This window comes from Wolbachia endosymbiont of Mansonella perstans (assembly GCF_020278605.1).
Lineage (GTDB): Bacteria > Pseudomonadota > Alphaproteobacteria > Rickettsiales > Anaplasmataceae > Wolbachia.
Window position 1 is genome coordinate 1 of record NZ_JACZHU010000084.1, and the last position, 4,289, is coordinate 4,289.

The following is a 4,289-nucleotide window of genomic DNA, read 5'->3' on the forward strand; positions in this document are numbered from 1 at the left end:
AAGCCTAAATGCATGAACATTGTGATTTGACCAGTCGTCATTCAATAAAAACAAAAAACAACTTGACAAATTCCTCCAACCCTCTTATCATGATAATGAAGTTATTTAACTTTCCAATCTGTGTAGGTTAAAATGACAAGAAGGTTTGTATTTGGCGTACTATTGTTTTATTTTTCGTGCTATGTGCACTGTATGTCTTTTAAAGCTTTGGGTTTTTACCCATACAAGCTAAAACGCGCTTAATAAGTTGTTTAAAACATCACCCAACGTCAGATTTTTAAATTCAGGGTTTTATTGTCTTTTTTTTCTACCTGGTAAGTTTCTTAAATATTTATAACTAGCAACAATTTATGAGCAAACGTTTGTTTTTACAACAAATGTTGTCGTTCTAGCACCCCTTCTCCTATCATCCCAACACCTCCTCTCTTGTCATCCAAGTGTTCTGACACTGGGACCAAAGATACTACTTCAGTAATAAATATTTAAGAAATTTGCCAGATGAAAAAAAGCAAAGAAACCCCGAGTAGCAAGTTTTAACTATATAGTACTTTAAATTGGCGCTATAATAATTTGCTGACGCTTAATTTAAGCGCAACTTGGCTAAGTGTAGAAAAAATGCAGGCGCTATAATTTGATGCAATCTGCTAAAAAACACCCTGAGTTTTTTTTTGAATTTTGTCATTGAGCCTACAGATCAAATACAAGTTTTGAGTTAAAAATAACCTTGCTGCTGTGGTAATGAAGTTGTTAGAATTTGTCAAGTAATTTTTTTTTCTATTGAACCGACGTGCTACTAAAAGCTATGCAAAAGTTCTATTTCTATTAACTATAAACAGCGTTTTGTATCTGCTGCAATGACTTTACTTCCAGCTCGCTACTTTTTACATATTGAATTGCAAGTGCTAACGCTTTGCTTCCAGACGCTGTGGTGCTATAAGCTATATTTTGCAAAATAGCAGCTCTTCTAATGTCCTTGCTGTCTGAGACTGATTTGACACCTCTTGAGGTATTAATCACTAGATTTATTTTTCCATCTTTAAGCATGTCAACTATATGCGGCCTGCCTTCTCTCACTTTATTTACAGCTTTTGCAGTAATACCATTATTGCTCAGATACGAAGCTGTGCCTTTAGTGGCATATATTTCAAAACCCAGCCCCTTCAACATTCGTGCAACTGGTAATATATACTCTTTGTCATCATCTTTTACCGAAATTAAAGCTTTTCCTTCTGTTGGTAACTTATATCCTGCAGCCATGTGAGCTTTTGCAAGCGCAGCCTCAAAGGATAAGTCGATTCCCATTACCTCTCCTGTTGACTTCATTTCCGGGCCGAGCAGAGTGTCAATTTCCGAAAAACGTGTAAACGGAAAAACAGCAGCTTTGACTGCAAAGTGATCAAGAGGTTTCCTTTCTTGGTCTAATTTTTCGCCTAGAATAACTTGCGTAGCAAGCTTTGCTATAGGAATATTGACTACCTTGGAAATAAAAGGAACTGTACGGCTAGCTCTTAAATTCACTTCCAGTATGTATATATCATTCTCTTGAATGGCAAATTGAATGTTTATCAGGCCTTTCACTTTTAATTCAAAAGCTATTCTTTCAGTTTGCAATTCAATCTCTTTTACGACTTCATCACTCAGCTTGTTTGTCGGTATCAAGCAGGTTGAATCACCAGAGTGAATTCCGGCTTCTTCAATATGCTCCATAACTGCCGCAACGAAAACCTTTTTTCCATCGCATATAGCGTCAACGTCAACCTCAACTGCATTGACTAAGAATCTGTCAAGTAGCAGTGACCCGTGTTCAAAAATCTTAGTCTGATCCAGTACATATTCTTTAAAGCTCTCAATGTCGTGCTTAATCGACATGGATTGCCCACCTAAAACGTAGGATGGCCTGACTATTAATGGAAACCCCATTTTCTCTGCGTTGGCTAACGCTTCTTCCACTGAATGGCAAATAGAGTTCTCAGGTTGTTTTAAATCAAGCCGCAAAGCAAGGTTTTTAAATCTCATACGATCTTCAGCAAGATCTATAGAGTCAAAAGATGTACCAAGGATGTGAAAACCTCTTTCATTTAGAGCTTTGGCTAATTTTAAAGGTGTCTGACCACCTATTTGCACTATGACACCCACTAATGTGCCATTTTCTTGCTCTTTGTTTAGTATTTCAAGCACATCTTCTACAGTTAGTGGAGCAAAGTACAAACGATCAGCAGTATCATAATCAGTTGAAACAGTCTCGGGATTACAATTAATCATTATTGTTTCATATCCCATTTCCTTGGCAGCAGAAACTGCATGCACGCATGCGTAGTCAAACTCAATACCCTGACCAATACGGTTTGGTCCACTACCTAAAATGACAACCTTTTTTCGGTCAGAGACATTCGCTTCGCACTCTGTCTTATTTATAACGTCTCCTTCATAACAGCCATACATGTAAGCAGTGCCTGATTCAAACTCAGCTGCACATGTGTCTACACGTTTGTAAACTGGGTTAATACCAAATTTTTTCCTTATCGCTTCAATTTGCTCTACTCGGCCTGCAGCGCGTGACGCTCCAGTATCAACTATTTCGATAACAGGAGTAGATTTACTGCTTAGTTTTGCCAACCTTGCATCTGAAAATCCCATCTTCTTTAGTTCTAATATTTTATATGCAGTTTTTGGTAAACCAGTTTCTTTAATTTTTTGTTCAGCTAAGATGATTTGCTGTATATTTTGCAAGAACCACAAATCATACCCTGTAATCGAATTTATTTCTTCTATGCTTATTCCATGACGAATTGCGTCAGCAGCAATCAGTAATCTGTTTGGTAGCAGTTTTGCTAATTGAGATTTTATATGATCAACATCTGTACCTTCAGAGAACACTTCATCAAGTCCCGTGAGACCAATTTCAAGTGAACGAAAAGCTTTTTGTAGTGATTCATTAAAAGTGCGACCTATAGACATCACTTCCCCCACCGATTTCATGGAGGTTGATAGCTCACAATTCGTTCCCTTAAATTTTTCGAATTCAAAACGAGGAATTTTAGTGACGATGTAATCAACCACTGGTTCAAATGCAGCAGGTATAATTGGTGCACAATCGTTGCGTATTTCCTCAAGTGAATAGCCAACAGCAAGCTTAGTTGCAACTTTTGCTATGGGATAACCTGTTGCCTTTGAGGCCAGCGCAGAAGAGCGAGAAACCCTTGGATTCATTTCAATTACAACGAGGCTGCCATCTTCTTTGGGATTAACTGCAAACTGGACATTTGCACCACCTGCGCTAACATCAATTTCTCTCAGAACTGCTATGGATGCATTTCTCATTTGTTGGTACTCTGCATCACGCAAAGTTAAAGCAGGAGCGACAGTGATGCTATCACCTGTATGAACTCCCATGGGATCAACATTTTCTATTGAACAGATTATTATACAGTTATCTTTACAATCACGAATAACTTCCATTTCGTATTCTTTCCAACCAATAATTGACTCATCTATCTGAACTTCATTTATTGGCGAAATTTTCAGAGCATTCTCTGCAATGTTGATAAACTCCTCTTTATTGTACGCTATACCACTACCTGCACCCCCAAGAGTAAACGATGAACGAATGATTGCAGGTAACCCTATATAACCCAAAGCTTCCTTTATTTGTCCTTGATTTTTTATAATGATACTTTTAGGGTATTTTAGTCCTATTTTATCCATAGATTGGCGAAATAATTCTCTATCTTCTGCTTTTTTAATCGCTTCTCTATTCACGCCAATGAGCTTTACGTTATATGCATCCAATACCCCATCATCTGCAAGTTTCATTGCGCAATTGAGCGCGGTTTGCCCGCCCATCGTTGGCAATATTGCATCTGGCTTTTCCTTAATTATGACTTTTTCTATGATCTCAGGTAGTATAGGTTCAATATACGTTGCATCAGAAAACTCGGGGTCCGTCATTATAGTTGCAGGATTGGAGTTTACCAGAATGACTTTATAACCTTCGCTCTTTAATACCTTACAACTTTGAGTTCCTGAATAATCAAACTCACACGCCTGACCTATAATTATTGGACCTGCTCCTATTACTAATATAGATTCTATATCTGTACGTTTTGTCATAATTATAATGACGACCTCTATTTAGGTTAATGTTACCAATCTTTCCTATATATGTGAATTTTTATTAGACTTATGGTCTACCGCTTTAGACCCACAACTGCACAAGAATTATGATTTGACCAGCCGTCATCCAATAGAAACGAAAGAAACTACTTAAAGATTTCTCCAGTTTCCTTATC

1 protein-coding gene is annotated in these 4,289 nt (G+C 37.5%); it reads right to left on the reverse strand.

Annotated features, from left to right (window positions below):
• Positions 1–822: 822 nt before the first annotated feature.
• The gene (gene carB, locus IHO13_RS04610; RefSeq protein WP_225538487.1) at positions 823–4,110 is read right to left on the reverse strand and encodes a carbamoyl-phosphate synthase large subunit; all 3,288 of its coding nucleotides are present in this window, start codon (positions 4,108–4,110) and stop codon (positions 823–825) included.
• Positions 4,111–4,289: the final 179 nt, after the last annotated feature.

Coding starts and splice junctions, on each gene's coding strand:
- carB (WP_225538487.1), bottom strand. CDS start 4,110: ATGACAAAACGTACAGATATAGAATCTATATTAGTAATAGGAGCAGGT.